The following is a 26,849-nucleotide window of genomic DNA, read 5'->3' as shown; positions in this document are numbered from 1 at the left end:
TCATCAAGGCGACCCCATCCATGACCATCCGCCACTTCCTCACCACCCAGGACTGGAGCCGCGCCGAGATCGACGCGCTGCTGGAACAGGCCGCCGCATTCAAGCGTTCGCCCGCGGGCACGCAGCTGGCCGGCAAGTCGGTGGCGTTGCTGTTCTTCAATCCCTCGATGCGCACGCGCACCAGTTTCGAACTGGGCGCGTTCCAGCTGGGCGGCCATGCGGTGGTGCTGGCGCCTGGCAAGGACGCGTGGCCGATCGAGTTCGAACCGGGCACGGTGATGGACGGCGACACCGAGGAGCACGTTGCCGAGGTGGCGCGCGTGCTCAGCCGCTACGCCGATCTGATCTGCGTGCGCGCCTTCCCGAAGTTCCAGGACTGGTCGGTGGACCGCGAGGACAAGGTCATCAAGGCGATCGCGAAATACGCCACGGTGCCGGTTATCAACATGGAGACGATCACCCATCCCTGCCAGGAGCTGGCGCATGCGCTGGCCATGCGCGAACACCTGGGCGACCTCACCAAGAAGAAGTACGTGCTCACCTGGACCTACCACCCCAAGCCGCTCAACACCGCGGTGGCCAACTCCGCGCTGCTGATCGCCACCAAGATGGGCATGGACGTGACCCTGTTGTGCCCCACGCCCGACTACGTGCTGGACGAACGCTACATGGAGTTCGGACGGCTGAATGCCGCGCAGAACGGCGGCTCGCTCAAGGTCAGCCACGACATCGAGGAAGCCTACAGCGGCGCCGACGTGGTGTACGCCAAGAGCTGGGGTGCGCTGCCGTATTTCGGCAAGTGGGAGCAGGAGAAGCCCATCCGCGATGCGCACAAGCACTTCATCGTGGACGAGGCCAAGATGGCGCTCACCAACAACGGCCTCTTCAGTCATTGCCTGCCGTTGCGCCGCAACGTCAAGGCCACCGACGCGGTGATGGATGCGCCGTACTGCATGGCCATCGACGAAGCCGAGAACCGCCTGCACGTGCAGAAGGCGGTGATGGCGTCGCTGGTCGGCCAGCGCTGAGCCTGCCATGTACATGCCGAAGTCGTTCGTCGAAACGCGCCCGGAGGCCCTGCAGGGGCTGATCCGCGACTACCCGTTCGCCACCGTGGTGGCGAACGCGGCGGACGGCGTCGTCGCCAACCACTTTCCGCTGGAGTGGGTGGATGGCGAGCTGCATGGCCACGTGGCGCGTGGCAATGAATTGGCCGGGATGAATGGTGCCGAAGTGCTGGCGATCTTCCAGGGCCCGCAGGGCTACATCAGCCCGAATTGGTATCCGACCAAGGCGGAGACGCACCGCGAAGTGCCCACGTGGAACTACGCGGTGGTGCATGTGCGCGGTCGCCTGAAGGTCGTCGAGGACGCCGCCTGGCTGCGTGCGCTGCTGGAGCGCCTGACCGACCACCACGAGGCCGCCGAACCGCAGCCGTGGCGCGTCGGCGATGCGCCGGACGATCATGTCGAGAAACTGCTGCGCGCCATCGTCGGCATCGAGATCGCCGTCGAACACATCGAAGGCAAGTTCAAGCTCAGCCAGAACCACCCCGAGCGCAACCGTCTCGGCGTGATCGCCGGCCTGCGCCGGCGCAACGCCGACGGCGATGCGACGCTGGCCAGCTGGATGGCCAGACTGGAAGAGGCGAAATCATGAACCACCCGCACCGTTACCGCGTGGATGTGGTCTGGACCGGCAACCGCGGCAGCGGCACCGACGGCTACCGCAACTACAGCCGCAACCACCTGATCCGCGTCCCCGGCAAGCCGGACCTCGCCGGTTCGTCCGATCCCACCTTCCGTGGTGATGCCACCAGGCACAACCCGGAAGACATGCTGGTGGCCGCGCTTTCCACCTGCCACATGCTGTCCTACCTGCACATGGCCACCGTGGCGGGCGTGGTGGTCGTCGCCTACGACGACAGCGCCGAAGGCACGATGGTCACCGAAGGCGACGGCGGCCGTTTCACCGAGGTCGTGCTGCGCCCGCTGGTCGCCATCCGCGCCGACAGCGACCTCGACAAGGCATTGGCCGCGCACGAGGCCGCGCACCACGCCTGCTTCATCGCCAACTCCGTGAATTTCCCGGTGCGCTGCGAACCGCGCATCGTCGTTTCCTCCGACTGACATCTTCCCCGATCAGGATTCGCAAGCCATGAGCAAAGACATCGTCCTCGCCTTCTCCGGCGGCCTCGACACCAGTTTCTGCGTGCCCTACCTCAAGGAGCGCGGCTGGGCCGTGCACACCGTGTTCGCCGACACCGGCGGCGTGGATGCCGAGGAGCGCGCCTTCATCGAGAACCGCGCGAAGGAGCTGGGCGTGGCCAGCCACGTCACCGTGGACGGCGGCCCGGCGATCTGGGCAGGCTTCGTGAAGCCCTTCGTGTGGGCGGGCGAGGGCTACCAGGGCCAGTACCCGCTGCTGGTGTCCGACCGCTACCTGATCGTGGAGGCCGCACTGAAGCGCGCCGCCGAGCTGGGCACGCGCGCCATCGCGCACGGCTGCACCGGCATGGGCAACGATCAGGTGCGCTTCGACCTCGCGGTGAAGTCGCTGGGCGACTACGAGATCGTGGCGCCGATCCGCGAGATCCAGAAAGAGCACACGCAGACGCGCGCCTATGAGCAGAAGTTCCTGGAGGAGCGCGGCTTCGGCGTGCGCGCCAAGCAGCAGGCCTACACCATCAACGAGAACCTGCTCGGCGTCACCATGTCCGGCGGCGAGATCGACAAGTGGGAAGCCCCGGGCGAGGGCGCGCGCGGCTGGTGCAAGCCGCGCGCCGAATGGCCGTCCGCGCCGCTGCGCGTGAAGATCGGCTTCGAGAAGGGCGAGGCGGTGACGCTGGACGGCAAGAAGATCGCCGGCCACCAGCTGCTGGCCAAGCTCAACGCGCTGTTCGCGCCGTACGGCGTGGGCCGCGGCCTCTACACCGGCGACACCACCATCGGCCTCAAGGGCCGCATCATCTTCGAGGCGCCGGGCCTGATCTCGCTGCTGACGGCGCACCGCGCGCTGGAAGAAGCCGTGCTGAGCAAGCAGCAGAACCGCTTCAAGCCGGACGTGGCGCGCAAATGGGTAGAGGTGGTGTACGAAGGCTTCTTCCACGATCCGCTGAAGGCCGACCTGGAGGCCTTCCTCGCCTCCAGCCAGTCCACCGTCAACGGCGAAGTCACGCTGGAGACGAACGGCGGCGTGGTCAACGCCGTAGCCATCGAATCGAAGCACATCCTCAACGCCAAGGGCGCCACCTATGCGCAGTCCGCCGACTGGGGCGTGGCCGAGGCCGAGGGCTTCATCAAGCTGTTCGGCATGAGCAGTACGCTGTGGGCGGAGGTCAATCGCTGACATGTTCGCGCCCCTGTTCGCGTACAAGGCGTGGGCAAACGCCGCCATGCTTGAGGCCATGCTCGCCATCGACGGCGAGCGTTTCCCCGAGCAGCGGCGCAAGGCCGTTCGCGTGATGAACCACACGTTCGTGGTGGATCGGATCTTCGCGGCGCATCTGTCAGGCGAAGCGAACCCGTACGCCGCCACCAACACCGAGGACACGCCGGAGCTTCCGGCGTTGACGGCGAGCATCCGCGACAGCGATGCCTGGCTGGCCGGCTACGCGCGCGAACTGTCGCCGGAGCGCTGGGGCGAGCGCATCCGCTTCCGTTTCACCGACGGCAAGGCGGGCGAGATGTCGCGCGCCGAGATGCTGCAGCACCTGGTCGTGCACGGTGCGTATCACCGCGGTGCGGTGGGGCAGATCCTCGATGCGTTGTCGCTGCCGCGTCCCGCCGACACGATCAATGTCTATCTGCATGCGGCGGAACCGTGGCGCCGCGAACACGGGAGTGCGGCCTGATGGGAACCCTGCAGGTCAACACCGACAAGGACAGCCTTGACATCGGGCTGATCCACCATTTCCTCAGTACCGAGGCCTACTGGAGCCGCGGCATCCCGCGCGCGACGGTGGAGCGGGCGATCGCCGGTTCGCTGTGTTTCGGCGGCTATATCGACGGACGCCAGGTGGCATTCGCGCGGGTGGTTACCGACGGCGCCACGTTCGCCTACCTGGCGGACGTGTTCGTGCTGCCGGAACACCGCGGGCAGGGCCATTCCAAGACGCTGGTGACGGCGGTCATGGCGCATCCGCAGTTGCAGGGGCTGCGTCGCTTCATGCTCGCCACAGCCGATGCGCACAGCCTGTACGAGAAATTCGGCTTCGCAACGTCGGCCCGGCCCGAGCGACTGATGGAAATCCTTCACCGCGATCTCTACACGCAGGCCGCCGGAAGCACGGTGGCCATCCCATGACTCCCGGCACGGACTCCTGCATGTCTGATATCGCTGCTCCCGTGGTCCGGCAGTTTGAGGCGTACAACCGTCGCGATCTCGAGGCCTTCCTCGCCTGTTTTGCGGACGACTTCCGTTCGTGGCGCATGCCGGCGGAGGCGCCGTCGATAAAGGGCAAGCCGGCCCTGGCGGCCTTCTACGCCGAGCACCGGTTCAACAATCCACAGCTGAGAGCGGAGCTGGTCTCGCGCACCATGGTAGGCAACAAGGTGTTCGACCACGAACTGATCCATGGCCTCGGCGAGCAGCCGTTGGAAAGCATGGCGGTGTTCGAGGTATGCGACGGGCTGATCCGATCGGCGTGGTTCTATTCCGCGAGTCCGCAATGAGCGCAACGACGAAATGAGCGACTTACTGCAATCCACACTGGAACACCTCAAGGCGCTGGTGTCGTTCGATACCCGCAATCCGCCGCGCGCGATCACCACGGGCGGCATCTTCGACTACCTCCGCGCGCAGCTGCCCGGCTTCGACATCACGGTGACCGACCACGGTGCCGGCGCGGTGGGCCTGCACGCGGTGCGCGGCCGGCCGAGGCTGCTGTTCAACGTGCACCTGGACACGGTGCCCGACTCGCCGGCGTGGACGGCCAGCCCGCACGAACTGCGCCTGACGGCGGACCGCGCCATCGGCCTCGGTGCCTGCGACATCAAGGGTGCGGCGGCGGCCCTGCTGGCGGTGGCGAACGCCAGCGGCGGCGACATGGCGCTGCTGTTCACCACGGACGAAGAGGCCAACGACCCGCGCTGCATCGCCGGCTTCCTCCGCGCCTTTCCCCCTCTCCCTCCGGGAGAGGGCCGGAGTGAGGGTACGGGCGAAGCGGAGCGTGGCGGAGTAGCCGAACCCTCACCCCAACCCCTCTCCCAGGGGGAGAGGGGCTATGAAGCAGTGATCGTGGCCGAGCCCACCAAGGGCGAAGCCGTGCTGGCGCACCGTGGCATCCAGTCCGTATTGATGCGCTTCGCCGGCCATGCCGGGCACGCCTCGGGCGAGCAGAAGCCGAGCGACAGCGCGCTGCACCAGGCGGTGCGCTGGGGCGATGCCGCGCTGGATTTCGTCGCCGCGCAATCGCACGAGCGCTTCGGTGGCCTCACCGGACTGCGCTTCAACATCGGCCGCATCGAAGGCGGCATCAAGGCCAACATGATCGCGCCCAGCGCCGAAGTGCGCTTCGGCATGCGGCCTCTGCCGACGATGCATCCCGATGGACTGCTCGAACGCTTCCGCACGCTCGCCGAGCCGGCGCCCGCGCACTTCGAGGAAACCTTCCGCGGTCCCTCGCTGCCGGCCGGCGACACCGCCACCGCCGAGGCGCGGCGCCTGGCGGCGCGCGACCTGGCCGACGAGCTGGACATCCCCGTGGGCAACGCGGTGGATTTCTGGACCGAGGCCTCGCTGTTTTCCGCCGCCGGCTACATCGCCTTCGTCTACGGCCCCGGCGACATCGCGCAGGCGCATACCGCCGACGAGTGGGTTGCGCTGGACCAATTGCAGCATTACGCCGAAACCATCCATTACATCATCGATAAGAGCTGAGTCATCGTGGAAGCCCATACGCATACACGGAAAACCATCGTCCGCCTGCTGTCGAGCATGGGCAGCGCGAAGGAAATCCAGCAATACCTCAAGCGTTTCTCCGAGTTGGATTCCAAGCGCTTCGCCGTGGTGAAGGTGGGCGGCGCGGTGCTGCGCGACGAACTGCAGGACCTCGCATCCTCGCTCACCTTCCTGCAGCAGGTGGGCCTCACGCCCATCGTGCTGCACGGCGCCGGCCCGCAGCTGGACGAAGAGCTGTCCGCCGCCGGCATCGTCAAGCAGACGGTGAACGGCCTGCGCGTCACCTCGCCCAAGGCGCTGGGCATCGTGCGCAAGGTGTTCATGCAGCAGAACCTCAAGCTGGTCGAGGCGCTGCAGGCGATGGACACGCGCGCCACCGCCGTGCCCTCGGGTGTGTTCATGGCCAGCTACCTCGATCGCGATGCGCTCGGCATGGTGGGCAAGGTGGAGAGCATCAACCTCGCGCCCATCGAAGCCAGTCTGCGCGCGAACTCGATCCCGGTGATCGCCAGCCTGGGCGAAACCGACGAGGGGCAGATCCTCAACATCAATGCCGACGTCGCCGCCAACGAACTGGTGCGCATGCTGCAGCCGTACAAGATCGTGTTCCTCACCGGCACCGGCGGCCTGCTCGACGGCGAAGGCAAGCTGATCGATTCGATCAACCTCAGCACCGAATACGAACACCTGATGGCGCAGCCGTGGATCAACGGCGGCATGCGCCTGAAGATCGAGCAGATTGCCGACCTGCTGAACAGCCTGCCGCTCACCTCGTCCGTGTCGATCACGCGGCCTGCCGAGCTGGCCAAGGAGCTGTTCACCCACAAGGGTTCGGGCACCCTGGTGCGGCGGGGCGAGAAGGTGTTGCGCTTCGAGTCGTGGGACGGCATCGACCGGACGCGCATGCGCGATTTGATCGAATCCAGCTTCGGCCGCGATCTGGTGCCGGATTACTTCGAGCGCACCACGCCCTACCGCATCTACGTGAGCGAGAACTATCGCGCGGCGATGATACTCACCATGGAAGATGGTCTTCCTTATCTCGACAAGTTCGCCGTGCTCGACGACGCGCAGGGCGAGGGCCTTGGCCGCGCCGTGTGGCAAGTGATGCGCGAGGAGAACCCGCAGCTGTTCTGGCGTTCGCGCCACGGCAACCAGGTCAACATCTTCTACTACGCCGAATCCGACGGCTGCCTCAAGCAGCCGAAGTGGAAAGTGTTCTGGTACGGCCTCGACGGCAATTTCGACACCATCGCCCGCTGCGTGATGCATTGCGCGCAGCGGCAGCCCACCCTGGTGGACCGATGACGACCGATACCGATCTGCCGCTGGCCTGGCGCAACACTCCCGTGCTGGCGGGGCGCCACGTTTCGCTCGTGCCGCTGGAGGCGGTCCACCTCGACGGGTTGCGCAAGGCGCGCGACCACGCGGGGCTCGAAGGCCTGTGGTTCACCAACACGCCGTCGGTGGACGACATGCCGGCCTATCTGGACGCCGCCCTGCAGGCACGGGACGAAGGCAAAGTGTTGCCGTTCGCCGTGCTCGACGCGCGTGGCGAGCTGGTGGGCACCACGCGGTTCTACGGCCTGGAGCCGTCGGTGCCGCGGATCAGCATCGGCTACACCTGGTACGCACCGCGCGTGCAGCGCACGGGGGCCAATACCGAGGCCAAGCTTTTGCTGCTCGGCCATGCTTTCGAAACGCTGGGCAGCATCTGCGTGAACCTGGAGACCAGCACGCTCAACGCGCGCTCGCGCGCCGCCATCGAGCGGCTGGGCGCAAAGCAGGACGGCATCCTTCGCCACCACAAACGCCATGCCGACGGCAGTCCGCGCGACACGGTGATGTATTCGATCATCGACGGCGAATGGCCCGAAGTGAAACGCAACCTGCAGGCGAAACTGCAGCAGCACGGAAACGCATGACATGAACAGGAAAACCATCGGCATCGTCGGCGCACGCGGCCACACCGGCGCGGAACTGATCCGCCTGGTCGCGGCGCATCCGTCGCTGGAGCTGTGCTTCGTCTCGTCGCGCGAGCTGGACGGCCAGCGCGTCAGCGACCACAGCGACGCCTACGCGGGCGAGCTGCGTTACGAAAGCCTCGATCCTGCCGCGGCGGCCGCCAAGCGTGCCGACGTGGTGATCCTTGCGCTGCCCAACGGCAAGGCCGCGCCCTACGTGGAGGCCATCGACAAGGACGCTCCGGACACGGTGGTGGTCGACCTTTCCGCCGACTACCGTTTCGACAAGTCGTGGTACTACGGCCTGCCCGAGCTCACCCGTAACAAATGGCGCGGCGACGGTACCTATCAAAGCCGGCGCATCAGCAACCCCGGCTGCTACGCCACGGCGATGCAGCTTTCCATCGCGCCGCTGAAAGACCTGCTGGCCGCGCCGCCGGTGTGCTTCGGCGTATCCGGCTATTCCGGTGCGGGCACCACGCCGTCGGACAAGAACGATCCGGAGAAGCTGCGCGACAACCTGATGCCGTATTCGCTCACCGGCCACACGCACGAGAAGGAGGTCAGCTTCCAGCTCGGCCTGCCGGTGGAGTTCATGCCGCACGTGGCGCCGCATTTCCGCGGCCTCACCGTCACCACCAACCTCTACCTGGCCAAGCCGCTGAAGCGCGAAGAAGTGCTTGCGCGCTTCCGCCACGCCTACGAGGCCGAGCCGCTGGTGCAGGTGCTGGACGAGGCGCCGTGGGTGAGCCGCATCGCGCATCGGCACCATGTCGAGATCGGCGGCTTCGCGCTGTCGGCCGACGGCAAGCGCGTGGTGGTAGTGGCCACGCTGGACAACCTGTTGAAGGGCGCGGCTACCCAGGCCATGCAGAACGTCAACCGCGCCATCGGCAGCCCGGAGCTGGCAGGCATTCCGCTGGACGTCGCCGCACGACCGTGAAGCGGCATTCCGCCGTTTTCACCGTCGTTCGTCCCGTCCTTTCGGAGTTCCTGCCATGCGTCTTTCGCACTATTTGTTGCCCACTCTCAAGGAGAATCCTGCCGAGGCGCAGATCGCCTCGCACCGGCTGATGCTGCGCGCCGGCCTGATCCGGCAGGAAGCCGCCGGCATCTACGCCTGGCTGCCGCTGGGGTTGCGCGTGCTGCGCAACGTCGAACGCATCGTGCGCGAGGAGATGGATCGCGCCGGCGCGGTCGAGCTGCTGATGCCCACGCTGCAGCTGGCCGAGCTGTGGCGCGAGAGCGGCCGCTACGACGCCTACGGCCCGGAGATGCTGCGCATCCGCGACCGCCACGAGCGCGAGCTGCTGTACGGGCCGACCAACGAGGAGATGGTCACGGAGATCTTCCGCGCCTGCGTGCATTCCTGGCGCAACCTGCCGATGACCCTGTACCAGGTGCAGTGGAAGTTCCGCGACGAACAGCGCCCGCGCTTCGGCGTGATGCGCGGCCGCGAGTTCCTGATGAAGGACGCCTATTCGTTCGATCTCGACGAGGCGGCCGCACGGCGCTCGTACCAGCGCATGTTCGTCGCCTACCTGCGCATGTTCGCGCGCATGGGCCTGTGCGCGATCCCGATGCGCGCCGAGACCGGGCCGATCGGCGGCGACCTCTCGCACGAATTCATCGTGCTGGCGCAGACCGGCGAATCGGCGGTGTACTGCGACCAGGCGCTGCTGCAACTGCCGGTGCCGGGCGAAGACGTGGACTACGCGAGCGACCTGTCGCCGCTGATCGCGCAGTGGACCGCACCCTACGCGGCTACCGAGGACGTGCACGACGCCGCGCGCTTCGAGCGCGAGGTGCCGGACGCGCAGCGCGTGCTGGCGCGCGGCATCGAAGTCGGCCAGATCTTCTACTACGGCACCAGGTACTCGCTGCCGATGAAGGCGCACGTGACCGGTCCGGATGGCGCCGAGCGGCCGATCCACGGCGGCTGCTACGGCGTGGGCGTGTCGCGCCTGTTGGGCGCGATCATCGAAGCCAGCCACGACGAGCACGGCATCGTCTGGCCCGAAGCGGTGGCGCCTTACCGCGTGGGTCTGGTCAACCTCAAGGTCGGCGACGCGCGCACCGACGCCACCTGCGCGATGCTGCAGGACCGGTTGGCCCAGGCGGGCACCGAAGTGCTGTACGACGATACCGACGAGCGCCCCGGCGCCAAGTTCGCCCGGATGGACCTGATCGGCGTGCCCTGGCAGCTGATCGTGGGGCCGCGCGGGCTCGAAACCGGCACGGTCGAACTGAAACACCGCGCCAGCGGCGAACGCCGCGAACTCACGGCGGAGGCCGCGCTGCAGGCGCTGGCCGCGCAACATCCTTTCGATACGGATCACACAGGCAGGCAATCACCATGAGCGATCTTTTGTGGCAGAAGGCGGGCGTCGCGACCAACGAACGCATCATGCGTTTCCTGGCCGGCGACGACGTGGTACTCGACCGCGAGTTCTTCCTGCACGACATCGCCGCCAGCAAGGCGCACGTCGAAGGCCTGGCGCACATCGGCGTGGTGAGCGCCGACGAAGCGGCCGCGCTGAAGCGCGAGCTGGACGTGCTGGCGGAGGATTTCCGTGCCGGTGCCTTCGTGCTGGACGAGCGCTACGAGGACGGCCACTCCGCCATCGAGGCGCGCCTCACCGAGCGCCTGGGCGACGCCGGGCGCCGCGTGCACACCGGGCGCAGCCGCAACGACCAGATCCTGGTCGCCACGCGGCTGTGGCTGAAGGAAAAGCTCGAGGCGCTGGAAGCGCATTGCCGTGCCATCGCCGAAGTGTGCCTGCAGCGCGCCGCACAGCCGGCCATCCCGCTGCCGGGTTATACCCACCTGCAGCGCGCCGTGGTGTCGTCCACCGGCATGTGGTTCGCCGGCTTCGCCGAGGGCTTCATCGACAACGCCTTCCGCGCCCGCGGCACGCGCGAGCTGGTCGACGCGAATCCGCTGGGCACCGCCGCCGGCTACGGCGTGAACCTGCCGCTGGACCGTGCGCACACCACCGCCGCGCTGGGCTTCGGGCGCATGCAGGTGTCGCCGATCTACGCCCAGCTCTCGCGCGGCAAGTACGAGATCGCCGTGCTGGAGGCGATCGGCGCCGCGATGCTGGACGTGCGCCGCATGGCCTGGGACCTGTCGCTGTTCACCACCGCCGAATTCGACTTCGTGAAGCTGCCGGCCGAATACACCACCGGCAGCTCGATCATGCCCAACAAGCGCAACCCGGACGTGGTGGAGCTGCTGCGCGCCAGCTACGCCAGCGTGGCGGCGGCACGCACCGAGATCGAGCAGCTGCTGTCGCTGCCCACCGGCTACCAGCGCGACCTGCAGTTCTCCAAAGGTTCGATCTTCCACGGTGTGCGCCATGGCCTGATGGCGCTGGAGCTGGTGCCCGACCTGCTGGCGCGGCTGCAGTGGAACGAGCCCGCGATGCGCGCGGCGATCGAGCCGGCGATGTACGCCACCGACGTGGCCATCGAACAGGCCGCCGCGGGCGTGCCGTTCCGCGACGCCTACCGTACTGCTGCCGAGGCGGCCGCCTCGGCGGGGCAGGGGCGCACGCCCGAGTCCAGTCTCGCCCAGCGCGTTTCGCCGGGCTCGGGCAACGACCTTCGCCTGCACGAATTGCATGCTAGGCTTGGACGTCTGGACGTCTAAACGGAGAGGATCATGTTGGCGGTCGGTACGCGCAATGCCGAGCATTACCAATGGGGTCAAGGCTGCGACGGCTGGCACCTGCTGGCAGGCGATGATCTCAGCGTGATCGAGGAACGCATGCCGCCCGGTACGGCCGAGCAGCGCCACCGCCACGTGCACGCGCGGCAGTTCTTCTACGTGCTGGAAGGCGAGGCCGTGCTGGAGCTGGAAGGCATCCCGCACCGGTTGCGCCGAGGCGAAGGCCTGCACGTGCCGCCCGCAGCGGCACACCAGATGCGCAACGAGAGCGACGCCGACACACGCTTCCTGGTGGTGTCGTCGCCGAAAAGCCATGGCGACCGCGTCGCCGCGCCGCCGGAGGCGGACACGTGAGCGGGCACCTGCCGGAACAGGCGCTGCCGAACTGGCGGTGCGCGGTGCTCAAGGTCGGCAGCAACCTGCTGGCGGCGGATGGCGGCGGCCTGACCGATCGCTATGCCGTGGCGCTGGCCGCTTTCATCGGCGCCAGCCATGCCGCAGGCCGAAAGGTGGTGCTGGTGTCCTCCGGTGCGGTGGCTGCGGGGCGTGCCCTGCTGCGCGAACACGCGCCGGCCGCAGGCGACCTCGCGGCACGGCAGGCGCTGGCTGCGCTGGGGCAGGCGCCGATGATCGCCTTGTGGCAGTCCCTGTCGGCGCGTCCGGTGGCGCAGGTACTGCTCACCCACGACGACCTGCGCAACCGCCGCCGCTACCTCAACGCGCGCACCACGCTGCGTGGGTTGCTGACACTGGATGTGCTGCCGGTGGTGAACGAAAACGACACCGTGGCGGTGGACGAGCTGAAGCTCGGCGACAACGACAACCTCGCCGCCATCGTCGCCGCGCTGGTCGATGCCGACCTGCTGCTGATCGCCTCGGACATCGATGCGCTGTACAACGCCGACCCGCGCCGCGACCCGCAGGCAGCGCCGATCGCCCACGTGGGGGTGCTGACGCCCGAGGTGCTGGCGATGGCCGGCGGCAGCGGCAGCGTGGTCGGTACCGGCGGCATGCGCACCAAATTGGAAGCGGCGAGCAAGGCCGCTGCCGCGGGTATCCCCACGGTGCTGTTCAGTGGCCGCGATGCGGCGACGGTGGAAGCGCTTGGTCACGATCGCCTGCACGGCACCCTGGTCGATGCCGCCGCGACGCGCATGCAGGCGCGCAAATACTGGCTGCGCCATGCGCCGGCCGCGGCGGGCTGCATCAGTGTGGATGCCGGCGCGGCGCATGCGCTGGCAGGCGGCCGCGCGTCGCTGCTGCCGGGTGGCGTCGCCGGTGCGCAGGGTGAGTTCCAGCGCGGCGATCTGGTGGAGATCGTGGATGCCGGCGGCAAGGCCGTGGCGCGCGGTCTCTGCCAGTACGCTGCGGGCGAAGTGCGCCGGCTCGCCGGCCGGCACAGCCGCGACATCGAGGCGGTGCTGGGCTACAGCTACGGCAACGAGGTGGTGCACCGCGACGATCTCGTCGCGCTTGAAACCGCAGGAGGCATGACGGCATGAGCGAGATCCGTTCCCTGGCACAGGCCAGCCGCGATGCGGTGCCGGCGATGGCCGCGCTGGACACCGATACCAAGGCGGCGTTGCTGCGCGACATGGCAACTGCGCTGGAGGCACGTTCCGCCGACGTGCTCGCCGCAAACGCGCAGGACATGGCGCAGGCCGCCGCCAAGGGCGTGCAGGGCGCGATGCTGGACCGCCTGCGGCTGGACGAAACGCGCGTGGCGGCCATCGCCAACGCCCTGCGCGAAGTGGCCGAACTGCCCGACCCGGTCGGCCAGGTGACGCGCCGCGAGACGCGCCCCAACGGCCTTGCGGTGGAGCGCGTGCGCATCCCGCTGGGCGTGGTGGCGATGATCTACGAGGCGCGCCCCAACGTCACTGCCGACGCGGCCGCGCTGTGCCTGAAGGCGGGCAACTCGGTGATCCTGCGTGGCGGCTCCGAGGCCATCCATTCCAACACCGCCATCGCCGCGGCCCTGCACGACGCCTTGCGCGCGCGCGGGCTGCCGACGACGGCGGTGACACTGCTGGAAGATCTGAGCCGCGAGGCCATGGTCGAGCTGCTGCAGCTGAGCGACCTCGTCGACCTCGCCATCCCGCGTGGCGGCGAAGGACTGATCCGCTTCGTCGCCGAACATGCGCGCGTGCCGGTCATCAAACACTACAAGGGCGTGTGCCATCTCTACGTAGATCGCGCGGCCGACCTCGACCTGGCGCTGAACCTGCTGGTCGACGGCAAGACCTCGCGTCCCGGCGTGTGCAATGCGCTGGAGACCCTATTGGTGCATCGCGACGTGGCGGCGGATTTTCTGCCGCGTGCCGCGCAGGCGTTGCGCGAGCGCGGCGTGGAATTACGCGGCGATGCGCGTACATGCGAAGTGGTGGCCGACGCGAAGCCGGCCACCGAGGACGACTACGCCGCCGAGTTCCTCGACCTGATCCTGGCCGTGCACACGGTGGACAGCCTGGACGAGGCCATCGCCCACATCCGCCGCTACGGCTCCGACCACACCGAAGTGATCGCCACCCGCGACGAGGCCGCCGCGCAATGCTTCGTACAGGCAATCCGTTCGGCGGTGGTGATGGTCAACGCCTCCTCGCGCTTCAGCGACGGCGGCGAGCTGGGGCTGGGCGCGGAGATCGGCATCTCCACCACGCGCCTTCACGCCTACGGCCCGATGGGCGCGGAGGCGCTCACAATCGAACGCTTCGTGGTGCGTGGCGAAGGGCAGGTCAGGCACGCGCAGAGCCGCGTGCGGTAACGCGATGCATGCGGAAGCGGCAACGCTCCCGCATGCATGAGGGCTGGTCAGTAGCCTGCAGCCAGACCCGCCGGTGTCCTGGGATCGCTGGCGCCTTCGCGCAGGCCGGTGCGGGGATCGATCAGGATCGCCTCGTCGTCGCCGATCGCCTGGCGTGTCTCGAACGTGTAGCCCATAGCCTCCAAGGTTTTCTGCGTCTGCGGCGTGACCAGCCCGGGCTCGATGTAAACGACATCGGGATACCACTGGTGGTGCATGCGCGGTGCATCGATCGCCTGCTGCACGTTCATGCCGAAGTCGATCACGTTGACGATGCTCTCCATCGTGGTCGAGATGATGGTGGCGCTGCCGGGGCTGCCGGTCAGCAGGAACGGCTTGCCGTCGCGCAGCACGATGGTGGGCGTCATCGAACTCAGTGGGCGCTTGCCAGGCTCGACCTGGTTGACCACGCCTTGCACCAGGCCGGCGCCGTTGGCCACGCCGGGCTTGCCGGTGAGGTCGTCCATCTCGTCGTTGAGGAAGAAGCCGGTGTCGCCAGCGATCTGCCGGATGCCGAACAGGTAGTTGATGGTGTAGGTCACCGCGACGGCATTGCCGTCCTTGTCGATCACCGAGTAATGCGTGGTGTGCATGCCTTCCGGCTGGCCCAGGCTGCCCTTGATGTCGGACGAGGGCGTGGCCTTGTCGGGCTGGATGCTGGCCCTGACCTGGGCCAGGTGATCGGGGGAAAGCAGCCGGTCGATCGGGTTGTGCACGAAGGCCGGATCGCCCAGGTAGGTGTTGCGGTCGGCGAAGGCGCGGCGCTCGGCTTCCACCAGGTAGTGCAGGCTCTTCGCCGATCCGTAGCCCCACTGGCCTAGCGCATAGGGTTCGACCAGCTTGAGGATCATGCAGACGGTGACGCCGCCGGAGCTGGGCGGCGGTGCGGAGACGATCGTGTAGCCGCGGTAGTCGCATTGCACCGGCTTGTCCCACTGCACGGTGTAGTCGGCGAAATCCTTCATCGAAAGGATGCCGTGGTTGGCCTCGCTTGCCGCGACCAGCTTGTGGGCGATCGGCCCCTTGTAGAACGCGTCGGTGCCGCCCTGGGCGATCTGCTCCAGCGTCTGTGCCAACTGTTTCTGCACCAGGCGCTGGCCGGCCACGAAAGGTTTGCCGTGGTCGAGGAAGATGGCCGCCACGTTCGGGTACTTGGCGAAGTCCTCCGCGCTGCCGTCCATGAAATCCACGTCGCCCTGCTCGAGCACGTAGCCTTCGCTGGCCAGCTTGATCGCCGGCGCGATGACCTGCTTGAGCGACATCGTGCCGTATTTCTTCAGCGCCTCGTCCAACCCCATCACCGTGCCGGGCACGCCCACGCCGAGGTAGCTGTCGGTGCTGAGCCCCGGGACCACGTTGCCCTTGGCGTCCTGGAACATGGTCGGCGTGGCTTTCAGCGGGGCCTTTTCGCGGAAGTCGAGGAAGACGTCGCGGCCGTCCTTGAAATGGATGGTCATGAAGCCGCCACCGCCGATGTTGCCGCAGCAGGGATGCACCACCGCCTCGGCGTAGCCGACCGCCACCGCGGCGTCGATGGCGTTGCCGCCGCGCTTGAGGATGTCCAGCCCGACCATGGAGGCGAGGTGCTGCGCGCTGACCACCATGCCGTGTTTCGCGATGACCGGCTTCGCCTGGTTCAGCGCGGCCTGGGTGGCGGCGGGCGCGTTGGCTATCGCAGCGGTTCGCGGCGGGCTGGCCTCGCGAGCGTGCAAGGACAGGCAACTTGCGGCAATCACCGTTGCCAGGGCGTAACGTCCCCATCCCGATGGCGCGCGCTTCGCATGCGTCCACCCACACTGCGGTTGCGGTGTATTGCTGTCGGACATCCGTTCGGTCTCCTCGACGTATCGCCAAAGCATAGCCATGCGCGCGAGGGCCGCTCCAATGAAAAGACGCGCGAGGGGCATAACCGGCGGTTGTGGGCCTGCCGCTTCGACGATGGATTTCATGTCACGCGATGCGGCTTGCCGCGTTCAGTCCTTCAGCACGCCGGCATCGCGCAGGCGTTGGCGCAGGCCATCCAGTCGGTCGCCGTAGCGTGCGCTGCGTGCGGTGTCGCGGCGCATGGGCTGTCGTACCTGCGCCGCGCTGGGCGAGCTCAGCACGGCGCGCGAGGTCTTGTGGAACTCCAGGCAGGCCGGATCGAACGGCAGGCCGCAGAAATCCAGCAGGCGTCGGGTGGTGGGCTCGGGCTCGGCGGTCAGGGTTTCGTATTCGAGGTCGAACACCCGGTCCGGATAGCGCTCCAGCCAGAAGCGGGTCAGCCGGATGAAGTCGATGCAGTAGTCGGCCATCTCGTCGAGATCGCAGGTGAAGCTGCTCTGCTCGGTGAAGAGCTGGCGGAAGCAGGCGAGGCAGGTTTCCAGCGGGTCGCGCCGCACCACTACCACGCGCGCCGACGGCAGCATCGCCAGCGCGGCGCCCACCAGGTACCAGTTCACCAGGCTCTTGTCGGTGAAGCGTGGCTTGGCCTTGCGCCATGGCGCGGTGCGCGCGAGGTATTCCTTGCCCAGGCGTTGCCAGTCCGCCGCACTCGCGTGCGGCGTCCACAGCGGGAACGCGGAATGGCGGCGATGCGTTTCCGCGTCGATCACCTGCGACAGGTCCTTGATCTCGTTCGCGCCCTCGACCTCGGGATGCGAGGCCAGGATCTGCTCGACCAGGGTGGAGCCGGAGCGCGGCACGCTGACGATGAAGATGACTTCGCGACCCAGTGCGGGATCCAGCGGCGCCGGTGTGTCGTGCGCATAGATGCGCTGGATCGCTTCCACGCGCTGCCGCTCGCCTGTTGCGTTCCACTGCACGCGCTGGCGGCGCGAGGCGTTGGCTTGCCGGAACAGGTCGAAGGCCTGCGTGTAATCGCCCTGGTCTTCTAGCGCCTTGGCCAGCGAGAAGCCCAGCAGTTCGCGGTGGCGGGGCGTTTGGCCGCCGCGCGCCAACGCCTGCCGCAGGTGGGTCGTGTCGGTGGCGTCGAAGCGCACGGTATTGAGGTTGGACAATCCGAACCATGCTTCGGCATTGCCCGGATCGCGCCGGAGCACTTCGCGGAAACCGGTCACCGCGGCATCGATCTGGCCCTGGCTGGCCTGCGCCTTGGCCAGCGATAGGCGGGAGGGGAGGTGCGCGGGGGCGAGTTCCAGCGTGCGTTGCAGTGCCGCGATGGCCTCATCGGTGCGCGCCCGCCGCCACAGCGCTTCGCCCAGGTTGAACCAGGCCGATGCGGAGGCGGGATCCAATTCGCAGCCGCGTCGCAGGTGGGTCATGGCTTCTTCGATCTCGCCACGTTCGTGCAGCGCGATACCCAGTCCCACGTGCAGGTCGGAGTCATGGGGCCACACGGGCAGCACGCGCCGGAAGCAGTCGACGGCCCGGGCCTGGTCGCCGCGGTGCTGGGCCATGACGCCGAGCATGCGCAGCGCATCGGGGTTGCCGGGCGCGAGCGACAGCACTTGCTGGACCGATCGCTCGGCGGCCTCGAATTGCCGTTGCCGCCATTCGCTGCGCGCCCTTTCCAGCAACTGGGCGGCCGCGGGCGACAATGACGAGGAATGTGTGGTTTCGCTGCTCATGCCGTCACGCTACACAAGTCGTCCGCGGGCTGCAAAAAAACTCCGACGTCGATTTCCGGCATTAAAAAAACGCCGGGCATGCGCCCGGCGTATGGGGAAGCCATGCGTGGCTCAAAAGTCGTAGGCAACGGAGAAGCGGACGCTGCGCGGCGCGTACGTGTCCTGGATGCGTCCGTAATCCGGGTTGGGCGAACTCGTGGTGCCGTAGAAATCGTTGTAGAAGATCGTGGTCTGGTCGTTGAGTATGTTGAACACGGTGAGGTTGAAGTCGAGCTTCTGCTGCGCCCACTTCGGCTTGTAGTCCAGGCTGAGGTCGACGTCATGCACCCACGGAGTGAAGCCGAGGGAGCCGGGGGGCACGGGTACGCCGCCGCACCAGTAGTAGGTGTGCGAGCCGTGCAGGGCCAGCTGGTCCGGACCGTAACCGCCGCGGCACATGATCGGCGTGCCCGAGGTGACGTATAGGTTGGCGCCGACCGTCCATTCGGGCGTGAGCGCATAGGAGCCGAACAGCTTGAACTGGTGCTTGCGGTCGTTGGGAAGTATGCCGCCCGAATACTGCATGCGCTCCGGGAAGTCCCAGGCGGTAGTGATGGATTCGTAGGAGCCGCCCTGCTGCGAATAGGTGCTCACCGGGCCTTCGGTGTTGCCCCAGCTGCGCGAGAACACGTAGTCGAACTTGGCGAACCACTTGCCGTCCCAAGCGTGTTCCAGCGAAAGATCCAGCGAGTAATAGCGGCGCTCCGGTCCCTTCGGGAAATTCTGATCGGCACCGGTAAGCGTCACCGGCACGATGGCTCCGCTGGGCGACAGCATCCAGATATGGTTGGTCACGCCGGGGTTCACCAGCACCAGGCTCTGCGCGTAGTTGGAGCAATTCTGCGGCGTCATCCACGAATAGCCCTGCGCGAGGCCGGCGGCGCATTCGATCTGCTCGTCGTCGAAGTCGTCGATGATGCGGCTCATGCGCTGGTAGGTGCCGGTGGCACTGAACACCCAGTTCGTGCCCAGCATGTTGAATTGCTGCTGCAGGCCCAGCACGTAGTTGTCGGAGAATTCGGCCCTGGCGTTGCTGGCGGCGGAAAGGCGCGGATCTTTCGCCTGCCCGTATTCGTTGTCGATCGATACGCCTGTCGAGGGACTTTGCGGCAGCGGCGTGAAGCCGGTCGGTATGCCGGTCACCGGGTCGATGCCGGTATAGGTGCCGTAGATGCCGGCATTCGTCACCGGGGCGGCGATGGACAAGGCCACATTGGTGGGCAGCGAGAGGTAGTAGCGACCGGCGTTGCCGAACACCTTCAGCGAAGCATCCCCATGCACGTCCCAGCTGAAGCCCAGGCGCGGCGACCACTGCGGCTTGGTCTCGCGGATGTAGGGTATGCCGGAGGCGTCGTAGTTCACGAACTGGTCGTTGCGTATACCGAGATTAAGCAGCAGGTTCGGGGTGACCTGCCAGTTGTCCATGACGTACTGCGCACGCTGTACCACGCGCACGGTGGCGGCGCTGATGTCGGTGTGCTTCTGCACGTAGTAGCAGGTGCCCTGGTAGCACTGGGTCGAGGGGGCGACATAGGGCGGGATGTTCGGGTCGTTGCCGAACACCGGGACACCGGGGCCGGTCGCGCCGTACATCCACTGGTAGCCTGGGCCGGTGTCCAGCGAGCCATCGTCGATATCGTAGGAATTGATATTGTCGATGCCCACCTGGAAATCATGGCTGCCCAACTTCCAGTCGAGGCTGAAGCGGTAGTTGGTGATCGACTCGTGGTGGTTCGGGTCGCTGAGTGTCGAATTGGACTGGGCGTTGATGATGCCGCCAGGCGGCGAGAACTGCGGATCCTGCAGCGACGCGCTGGCGATATGCGGCAGTTCGGGGTTGTAGCCCGGATAGGCCGGCTGCACCGAATAGTACTGGCCGTGCATCTTGCCCAGGGTGGCGTTCAGCGTGAGGTCGTCGGTGATGTAGGAGGTGTAGTTCAACACCGCCATCTTGAACACGGTCTTGTTGTACTGGCCGAGGCTGCTGAAGGCGCCGTTCTGCAGCGTGTCGTAGTTGAAGTCGTAATAGGTGGGCTGCGTCTGGTGCGCGTTCTGCAGGTAGCTCAGCGTCAGCACATTGCTGTCGTTGATGTTCCAGTTCAACTTGCCGTAGAACTTCGGGTCGTGCTGGCTGAGCGAGTAGGCCGGGCCGTTGCCGAATTCCTGCGTGTCGTGGTACTGGCTGTCGTCCTTTTCGGCGCTCAGGAAGAAGAACAGCTTGTCCTTGATCAGCGGGCCGCTGATGTAGGCGTCGTAGATCTTCTCGTCCGCGGTGTTGCCCTTGCGGTATACGGCCAGGTCGCCGGGCGAATACACCGGATCGCCGGCCATCAAGGGGTTGGCGTAGTAGAGGTTGTCCGGCGCGGCGCGCATGCTGGCCGGCTGCCACAGGGCGCGCACGCCGAAATGCCAGTCGTTGGTGCCGCTCTTGCCGATCTGGTTGATCACGCCGCCGATGGAACGGCCATAGCGGGCGTCGTAACCGCTGATGTAGGTCTGCTGCTGGTCGATGGCACCGTAGGGCAGGGCGATGCCGCCCGAGTTGTTGAGTGCCTCGGTGGTGTTCATGCCGTCGACGTAGTACGCGTTCTCCGCGGTGGAGGCGCCGCCGAACACGTTCATCGGCGTGCCGAGCGGGCCGCTGCCGAGCTCGGGCGAACCCATGTTGACGCCCGGCGCCAGCATGGCGATGTCTTCGGCGGTGCGCGCCAGCGGCAGCTGCTGCAGCTGCTTGGAGGTGATCGTGGTGACCTGGTTGGTGGTGGTCACATCGATCGGCGGCGAGGTGTTGGCCGTGACGTGGATCGAGTTGAGGTTGATCGCGTTGGCGGGGCCGCCGGCGCCCGAGGCGAAATCGACCGCCACCGCGCCCGCCGCCACCGGCGTGACGTCGGTGCGGGTCTGCACGACCTGGCCGTTTTGCAGCAGCGACACCGTATAGCTGCCTACCGGCAGGGTGATCGAATACTTGCCGGACTCGCTCACCGGGATGCTGCGGTTGAAACCGCTGCCGCTGGTGATCTGCACCGTTTCGCCGGGCGCTACGGGCACCGTGCCGTAGATGGTGCCGTTGGTCGCCTGCGCCCAGGCCGTGCCTGCGGCGCCGCAGGCCAGCAGGCCAATGGCAAGGGGCAATGCCTTGCGCTTGAGGACGTTGCTACGGTGCATCGCGCGCTGGGATTTGCCCTTCATGTATTCACTCCACTGTGGTGAAACGCCGGGTACCGCGATTGGGTTCGCAAGCGGGTGGCCATCGTCCGGACGGTCCGCAAGCCAACAGGATGGACGGCGCGCGTGCGCGCCGTCGGGTCGAATGCGGGCGTGGAGATGCCGGAACGTGGCGGCATCGCGGCATGTCACGACGCTGGCGTTCCCCCTGGGTTCGCCATGCGTCTGGCAGCGATGCGCATCGAGCGGACATCCTCCATGCCCACAGTGCTGATCGAGCGTAGTCCGCGCCGCGCGACAGCCGCCAATGAAAAGTCTTGGGACCGCCATAACTGCGGGTTATGCGTGTCGTTTGGCGCTTGAAAAATTTCCCATCGTGCGCTTCATTCGTGGTCTCTCGATCCAATCGAAGGCACGGGGAAACGCATGAAACGATGGCCATCACTGGTGGGCGCAGTCGCGTTCGCCGCATCCGCAGCCTGCGTAGCGCACGCCGACACCAATGCACCATCCGACGCCGTCGCGTTGACGGTGAGCCTGCCCAACCCGGCGCAGAAAGTGCTTTACGTGCACGAGACGATGCCCGTTGCGCCGGGCAAGCTCACGCTGTACTACCCGAAGTACATCCCCGGCGACCATGCGCCCGACGGACCGATCGGCGAAATGATGGGGCTGGAGATCAGCGCGGGCGGCAAGCGCATCGCGTGGCAGCGCGATCCCGTGGACATGTTCACCTTCCACCTGGAGGTGCCGGCCGGGGTGGACAGCATCGATATCAGCTTCCAGTTTCCGGACACCGACCGGATCACGCCAAACCTGATGGACCTCACCTGGGACCACGTGGCGCTGTATCGCGCCGGCGAGCCGACCAAGGACCAGCTGTTCCGGCCCACGCTGGAGATGCCGGCGGACTGGGGCTACGGAACGGCGTTGGAAACCGAGGCGCGCGACGGCGGTCGCATCCGCTTCAAGCCCGTGCCGTTCAACACGCTGGTCGACGCGCCGGTGATCGCCGGCAAGCATTTCCGGCAGATCGACGTCACTCCGGCGAACTCCAGCGTGCACCGCTGGCTCGACCTGGTGGGCGACAGCGAAGCCGCGCTGCAGATCAAGCCCGAACAGCTGGAGGGCTACCGTAACCTCGTCGTGCAGGCGCAGGACCTGTTCCATTCGCACCACTACACGAACTACCACTTCCTGCTGACGCTGAGCGATTACACCTCGGTCGGCGGACTGGAGCACCACCAGTCCAGCGACGACCGCGCGCGCGGCGGTTCGCACATGTTCGCCGATCCCGGACACTTTCTGCTCGACGGTTCGCTGCTGCCGCACGAGTACACGCATTCGTGGAACGGGAAATTCATGCGCCCGGAAGGCCTGTGGCAGCCCGATTTCGAGCAGCCCCAGATCGGTGACGGGTTGTGGGTGTACGAGGGTCTCACGGTCTACCTTGGCGACATGCTGACCGCGCGCAGCGGCCTGTGGTCGGCGCAGGACTGGCGCGACGCGGTGGCTTACCGCGCGGCCGCGTTCGCGCACCGTCCCGGCCGCGAATGGAGGCCGCTGTCGGACACTACCCGGGCCGCGCAACTCGTGTACGGCGGGGATCCCGCATGGGTGAACTGGCGCCGCACCACCGATTTCTACCGTGAAGGCCAGCTGCTGTGGCTGACCGTGGACACGAAAATCCGCGCGCTCAGCCACGACAAGTACACGTTGGACGATTTCGCCCAGCGCTTCTTCGGCAAGGACGATGGCAGCTACGTCACCCGGACCTACAGCTTCGACGACGTCGTTGCGGGACTGAACGCGGTGCAGCCCTGGGACTGGGCGAAGTTCCTGCACGGCTGGCTGGATGGCGTGGGCGACCAGGTACCGTTGCTGTCGGGCATCGAGCAGAGCGGCTGGAAGCTGGTCTACACCGATACGCCTTCGCGCTACCAGGACGCCGTCGAGAACGTCGGCCCCGAGGAACTGGGACCGTCGGGCGTCGACGAGACGTTCTCGGTGGGCCTGTTCATCAGGCACGACGGCCGCATCATGGACGTGCTGTGGCAGGGGCCGGCGTTCAAAGCCGGGCTGGCGCCGGAGATGACGCTGCAGGCGGTCGACGGACATGCGTACAGCCCGCGCGTGCTGCGCGACGCCATCGTGCGGGCGCAGAAGGAGAAGCAGCCGATCCAGATCCGGGCGCAGATCGATGGGGTCAGTCGGACGTATGCGGTGGATTACTTTGGTGGGTTGAAGTATCCGCATTTGGTGCGGGTTGCGGGGACGCCAGATTATTTGAGCGAGATATTGGCGGCGAAGCACTGAGGTAGCCGTTTTTATTTCCCTCTTCCTCTTGCTTGTGGGAGAGGGGGCTCTTTGAGTGTTGCGGTTTTCGCAAGTGACAGAGCGGTTTCGTGCCGCTGCCGCGGCCCGAGCTACTTCTCTTTTGCGTGCCCAAAAGAGAAGTAGCCAAGAGAAAAGGGCACCCCGATGCGGCGCTCTCCGGGCATCCTGCCCTGCGAGTCCGTGAGGCGGGGCCGGGCTTTTCGGCCGGGCTTCCTGCCCGGTCGAAAAGGCGAGTCCATCCCTGGACTCGCCCGCTGCGCGGCCTGATCGTCCCCGCCTCACCGCCGCATAGGGGCCCCGGAAGAGCAGCGCGCTCCCAGCGCGCAGAAGCCACGGCCAGAGCAGAATCAAACCAAACCAAACCAAACCAGAGCCAAGCTAAAGCAGAGAGCAGAGAGCAGAGAGCAGAGAGCAGAGAGCAGAGAGCAGAGCCAAGCTAAAGCGGGGCGAGGTACTAACGTCTCTGCTCGTCATCCCGGCGCAGGCCGGGATCCAGTAGCGACCACGATTGTTCGAGCATCACGGCCACTAGATTCCGGCCTGCGCCGGAATGACGAGCAAGACATGCAGAGCAAGACATGCAGAGCAAGACATGCAGAGCGAAGCGCCCTAGGGTCTTGCCCTCAGTTCCCAGATGTTTCCCTCAGTTCCCAGATACGGCGAGGCGTGGCCGCTGTGCAGGACGTGTCGCCGCGCGTAGTTCCAACTTCCTCGACACCACCCGCTTGTAGTTCCGGCGGATTACATAAGGCCATTTCTCTGGGTTACTTCTCTTTGGGCCAGCAAAGAGAAGTAACTCGGGCGCCGGCAGGCGACCGAAACCGCTCTGTCGCTTGCGAATTAGGGGCAGCGGATTCCGCTATCGAAGCTCGAAGCGTGGAATTCAGAGCTCGGGACATGGAGCTCGAAGCTCGAAGCCTCAAGCGCCAAGGCGCAAAACCCAAAATCCGCCCCTCAATGCCACCCGTTGACGAACCCCGTAATGATGATCGCATTGGTGAAATCGATCAGGAACGCCCCCACCACCGGCGCCACCAGAAACGCCCGCGGCGCCGCTCCATAGCGCTCCGTGAGCGCACTCATGCAAGCCACCGCATTCGCCGTAGTCCCCAGCATGAAACCGGTGAACCCGCTGGCCATCACCGCGGCGTCGTAGTCGCGCCCCATCAGCTGCAGCAGCGGCCAGCAGCAGAACGCCAGCACCAGGACCGACTGCACCGCCAGGTTCGCCAGCAGCGGCAGCGCCAGTCCGGCCAGGTCCCACAGGTGCAGGTTCATCAGCGCCACGACGAGGAACAGCGACAGCGCGGTGTTGCCGATCAGCTCCATGCCGCGCGTCGACAATCCGAACCAGCCCCAGGCGTCGTCGATGTTGCGGATCACCGCGCCCACCAGCATCGCGCCGATGTAGCTCGGCAAGGTCACGCCGAGCCGGCTCAGGCCGCCGCTGATCCATGCGCCGATGCCCATCGCCAGCAGCATGAACACCAAGGTCTTGAGTCCCGCGTAGGCGGGATCTGCGGTGCGCTCCGGTTCCGTCGACACGGCCGCCGCAGGCGCCTCCGTGCTGACCTCTCCGGTTGCGCCGGCGGTGCGCAGGTGAAAGCGCTCGATCAGCATCGCCGCGATCGGCGAGCCGAAAATGGAGCCGAGCACGATACCGGCCATCGCGTTGGCCAGCGCCACGCTCTGCGCGCCGTGCACGCCCACTTTCTCGAACAGCGGCGCGAAAGCCATGCCGGTGGCGGGGCCGCCCGCGAGCGTGACCGAGCCGGTGATCACGCCGAACAGCGGCGGCAGGCCGAAGGCCTTGGCCATGGCGATGCCCAGGAAGTTCTGCGCGATCGCCAGCACGCTGGCCAGGGCGAGGAACAGCAGGATCTGGCGGCCGCCGATCTTGAGCAGGGTCGCGCTGGCGTTGAAGCCGATGCCGGTGAAGAACGCGATCATCAGCGGCTGCTGCCACGACGTGTCGAAGCGCAGCGGCGTGACGCCCCAGTGGCGGCAGGCCAGCATGAACAGCGCCACCAGCAGGCCGCCGATCACCGGGGCGGGGATGCTGAAACGCATCAGCAGCGGCACGCGCCGCCGGACCATGTAGCCGACCAGCAGGAACAGGCCGCCGCAGGCCAGGGTCTGGACCGAGTCGAGCATCAACACGTGCAGTCGCTCCGGGCGGCGGCGCTCATGCCGGCAAGCGGCCACTATGCCGGATGTTCAACCCGGGAAGCATGCGACGAGGTTGTCCACGATCGCTTCGACGCCCATGGTGACCGGATCCTGGCACGGCAGCCCGAACAGCGTGCTGACCCGTTCGCACGCCGCCTGCGCCTCGTGCGACGGCATCTTCGACGTGTTCAGCGCGATGCCGACGGGACGCACCGCAGGGTTGGTCAACCGCGCGGCGACCAGGTTGGCTTCCATGCAGGCCACCAGATCCGGGAGCGGGTAATGCGGCAGCCCGCGCATGTGCTGCCGTGTCGGCTCGTGGCAGAGCACCAGGGCATCGGGTTGCGAACCGTGCAGCAGGCCCAGCGATACGCCGGAGAAGGACGGATGGAACAGCGAGCCCTGGCCTTCGATCAGGTCCCAGCCGTTGTCGTCGCGCGCGGGCGAGATCGCTTCGGCGGCGCCGGAGATGAAATCCGCCACCACCGCATCCACCGGGATGCCTGCGCCTGCGATCAGGATGCCGGTTTGCCCGGTAGCGCGGAAATCCGCAGCCTGGCCGCGTGCGCGCAGCGCGCGCTCCAGCGCCAGCGTGGTGTACATCTTGCCGACCGAGCAGTCCGTGCCCACGGTGAGCAGGCGCCGGCCGGCACGCGGCTTGCCGTTGCCTACCGCAATGTTGGGACCGGGTGCGCGCGCATCGAACAGGGCACGCCCGTTGCGGCGCGCGGCGGCCACGATGTCGGCGTTGTCGCGCAGCTTGTGGTGCAGGCCGGAGACCACGTTGAGCCCGGCGTCCAGCGCGGCGACGGCATCGGCGACGATCTCCGGGCCCATCACGCCGCCCGCGTTCGCCGCGCCGATCACCATGGTGTCGGCGCCCATGGCCTTGGCCTGGACGAAGCCGAGGTCGGGCAGGTTCAGCGTCACCGAGCAATCAAGGCGGCGGTGCTGGCCGAGGCAATGCTCGGTCCGCCAGAACGCCAGGCCGCGCGCGGTCTTGATCGACAGGTCGTCGACGGCACTGCCCAGGTACAGCAGGTACGGCGGGCCCCAGCGGACTGCGGTTTCTGCGCCTTGGTTCGACATGTGGACACTGGCTCCAGGGTTGGGTGGATTCCGCTTCGTGCGGTGCGGCGAGCATAGTCAGCGGCCGGCGCGGGCCGCCAATGAAAAGACGGTCAGATGGCATAACCGTCGGTTGTGGGTGCCGCGCGGCCGGTGTGCGC

General features: G+C 66.8%; 22 protein-coding genes. 17 read left to right on the top strand and 5 right to left on the bottom strand.

Annotation, left to right across the window (positions count from 1 at the left end; genetic code table 11):
• The first annotated feature begins 20 nt into the window (after window positions 1-20).
• Genes IHE46_RS09150 through IHE46_RS09075 form a run of 16 tightly spaced genes read left to right on the top strand, consistent with a single transcriptional unit; the run spans window position 21 to window position 14,299 of the window.
• Window positions 21-1,028, top strand: a complete 1,008-nt coding sequence (locus IHE46_RS09150; protein WP_192164604.1) for an N-acetylornithine carbamoyltransferase — start codon at window positions 21-23, stop codon at window positions 1,026-1,028.
• Window positions 1,029-1,035: 7 nt separating this feature from the next.
• Window positions 1,036-1,659: an FMN-binding negative transcriptional regulator gene (locus tag IHE46_RS09145; RefSeq protein WP_192164321.1), complete on the top strand. Its 624-nt coding sequence runs from the start codon at window positions 1,036-1,038 to the stop codon at window positions 1,657-1,659.
• Window positions 1,656-2,129, top strand: coding sequence for an OsmC family protein (locus IHE46_RS09140; protein ID WP_192164320.1), 474 nt, complete (start codon window positions 1,656-1,658; stop codon window positions 2,127-2,129). The genes IHE46_RS09145 and IHE46_RS09140 overlap by 4 nt, the downstream gene beginning before the upstream one ends.
• Before the next feature lie 28 nt (window positions 2,130-2,157).
• Window positions 2,158-3,348: an argininosuccinate synthase gene (locus IHE46_RS09135; protein ID WP_192164319.1), complete on the top strand. Its 1,191-nt coding sequence runs from the start codon at window positions 2,158-2,160 to the stop codon at window positions 3,346-3,348.
• 1 nt (window position 3,349) lies between these two features.
• A complete protein-coding gene (locus IHE46_RS09130) occupies window positions 3,350-3,853 on the top strand; it encodes a DinB family protein (protein ID WP_192164318.1) in 504 nt (167 codons plus the stop codon).
• Complete coding sequence (locus IHE46_RS09125) at window positions 3,853-4,305, top strand: GNAT family N-acetyltransferase (protein ID WP_192164317.1); 453 nt, start codon at window positions 3,853-3,855, stop codon at window positions 4,303-4,305. The genes IHE46_RS09130 and IHE46_RS09125 overlap by 1 nt, the downstream gene beginning before the upstream one ends.
• Window positions 4,302-4,673, top strand: coding sequence for a nuclear transport factor 2 family protein (locus IHE46_RS09120; RefSeq protein ID WP_225562927.1), 372 nt, complete (start codon window positions 4,302-4,304; stop codon window positions 4,671-4,673). The genes IHE46_RS09125 and IHE46_RS09120 overlap by 4 nt, the downstream gene beginning before the upstream one ends.
• 13 nt (window positions 4,674-4,686) lie before the next feature.
• Window positions 4,687-5,880, top strand: a complete 1,194-nt coding sequence (locus IHE46_RS09115) for an acetylornithine deacetylase (RefSeq protein ID WP_192164316.1) — start codon at window positions 4,687-4,689, stop codon at window positions 5,878-5,880.
• 6 nt (window positions 5,881-5,886) lie between these two features.
• The gene (locus tag IHE46_RS09110; protein ID WP_192164315.1) at window positions 5,887-7,209 is read left to right on the top strand and encodes an acetylglutamate kinase; all 1,323 of its coding nucleotides are present in this window, start codon (window positions 5,887-5,889) and stop codon (window positions 7,207-7,209) included.
• Window positions 7,206-7,826, top strand: a complete 621-nt coding sequence (locus IHE46_RS09105; protein WP_192164314.1) for a GNAT family protein — start codon at window positions 7,206-7,208, stop codon at window positions 7,824-7,826. The genes IHE46_RS09110 and IHE46_RS09105 overlap by 4 nt, the downstream gene beginning before the upstream one ends.
• A gap of 1 nt (window position 7,827) precedes the next feature.
• Window positions 7,828-8,808 (top strand): N-acetyl-gamma-glutamyl-phosphate reductase, encoded by a 981-nt coding sequence (gene argC, locus IHE46_RS09100; RefSeq protein ID WP_192164313.1) that lies wholly within the window; start codon window positions 7,828-7,830, stop codon window positions 8,806-8,808.
• A gap of 55 nt (window positions 8,809-8,863) precedes the next feature.
• A complete protein-coding gene (proS, locus tag IHE46_RS09095) occupies window positions 8,864-10,225 on the top strand; it encodes a proline--tRNA ligase (protein WP_192164312.1) in 1,362 nt (453 codons plus the stop codon).
• Window positions 10,222-11,517 (top strand): argininosuccinate lyase, encoded by a 1,296-nt coding sequence (locus IHE46_RS09090; RefSeq protein WP_192164311.1) that lies wholly within the window; start codon window positions 10,222-10,224, stop codon window positions 11,515-11,517. The genes proS and IHE46_RS09090 overlap by 4 nt, the downstream gene beginning before the upstream one ends.
• 12 nt (window positions 11,518-11,529) lie before the next feature.
• Window positions 11,530-11,889 (top strand): cupin domain-containing protein, encoded by a 360-nt coding sequence (locus tag IHE46_RS09085; RefSeq protein WP_192164310.1) that lies wholly within the window; start codon window positions 11,530-11,532, stop codon window positions 11,887-11,889.
• Window positions 11,886-13,037 (top strand): glutamate 5-kinase, encoded by a 1,152-nt coding sequence (gene proB, locus IHE46_RS09080; protein WP_192164309.1) that lies wholly within the window; start codon window positions 11,886-11,888, stop codon window positions 13,035-13,037. The genes IHE46_RS09085 and proB overlap by 4 nt, the downstream gene beginning before the upstream one ends.
• Window positions 13,034-14,299, top strand: a complete 1,266-nt coding sequence (locus IHE46_RS09075) for a glutamate-5-semialdehyde dehydrogenase (protein WP_192164308.1) — start codon at window positions 13,034-13,036, stop codon at window positions 14,297-14,299. Before proB ends, IHE46_RS09075 begins: the two co-directional genes overlap by 4 nt.
• A 47-nt stretch (window positions 14,300-14,346) precedes the next feature.
• Here IHE46_RS09075 and ggt read toward each other — a convergent pair whose 3' ends face one another.
• The 3 genes from ggt to IHE46_RS09060 all read right to left on the bottom strand — a co-directional run bounded on the left by ggt (window position 14,347) and on the right by IHE46_RS09060 (window position 21,138).
• Window positions 14,347-16,050, bottom strand: a complete 1,704-nt coding sequence (gene ggt, locus IHE46_RS09070; protein WP_225562926.1) for a gamma-glutamyltransferase — start codon at window positions 16,048-16,050, stop codon at window positions 14,347-14,349.
• A gap of 261 nt (window positions 16,051-16,311) precedes the next feature.
• A complete protein-coding gene (locus tag IHE46_RS09065) occupies window positions 16,312-17,907 on the bottom strand; it encodes a tetratricopeptide repeat-containing sulfotransferase family protein (RefSeq protein WP_192164306.1) in 1,596 nt (531 codons plus the stop codon).
• 111 nt (window positions 17,908-18,018) lie between these two features.
• The gene (locus IHE46_RS09060) at window positions 18,019-21,138 is read right to left on the bottom strand and encodes a TonB-dependent receptor (protein WP_192164305.1); all 3,120 of its coding nucleotides are present in this window, start codon (window positions 21,136-21,138) and stop codon (window positions 18,019-18,021) included.
• A 402-nt stretch (window positions 21,139-21,540) separates the two neighbouring features.
• On the opposite strand from IHE46_RS09060, the gene IHE46_RS09055 reads away from it, so the two are divergent.
• Window positions 21,541-23,430 (top strand): M61 family metallopeptidase, encoded by a 1,890-nt coding sequence (locus tag IHE46_RS09055; RefSeq protein ID WP_192164304.1) that lies wholly within the window; start codon window positions 21,541-21,543, stop codon window positions 23,428-23,430.
• Between the two features lie 975 nt (window positions 23,431-24,405).
• Here the strand turns inward: IHE46_RS09055 and gltS are convergent.
• Both gltS and dgcN read right to left on the bottom strand, forming a co-directional pair.
• Window positions 24,406-25,605 carry a sodium/glutamate symporter gene (gene gltS / locus IHE46_RS09050; protein WP_225562963.1) on the bottom strand — a complete coding sequence of 400 codons (1,200 nt, stop codon included), beginning with the start codon at window positions 25,603-25,605 and terminating at the stop codon, window positions 24,406-24,408.
• A gap of 63 nt (window positions 25,606-25,668) precedes the next feature.
• Complete coding sequence (dgcN, locus tag IHE46_RS09045; RefSeq protein ID WP_192164302.1) at window positions 25,669-26,709, bottom strand: N-acetyltransferase DgcN; 1,041 nt, start codon at window positions 26,707-26,709, stop codon at window positions 25,669-25,671.
• Between the last annotated feature and the right edge of the window lie 140 nt (window positions 26,710-26,849).

It is taken from the genome of Rhodanobacter sp. DHG33 (genome assembly GCF_014843005.1).
In the GTDB taxonomy this organism is placed as follows: Bacteria; Pseudomonadota; Gammaproteobacteria; order Xanthomonadales; family Rhodanobacteraceae; genus Rhodanobacter_A.
The sequence above is the reverse complement of the archived record's forward strand: the minus strand, read 5'-3'. Positions and strand labels throughout refer to the sequence as shown.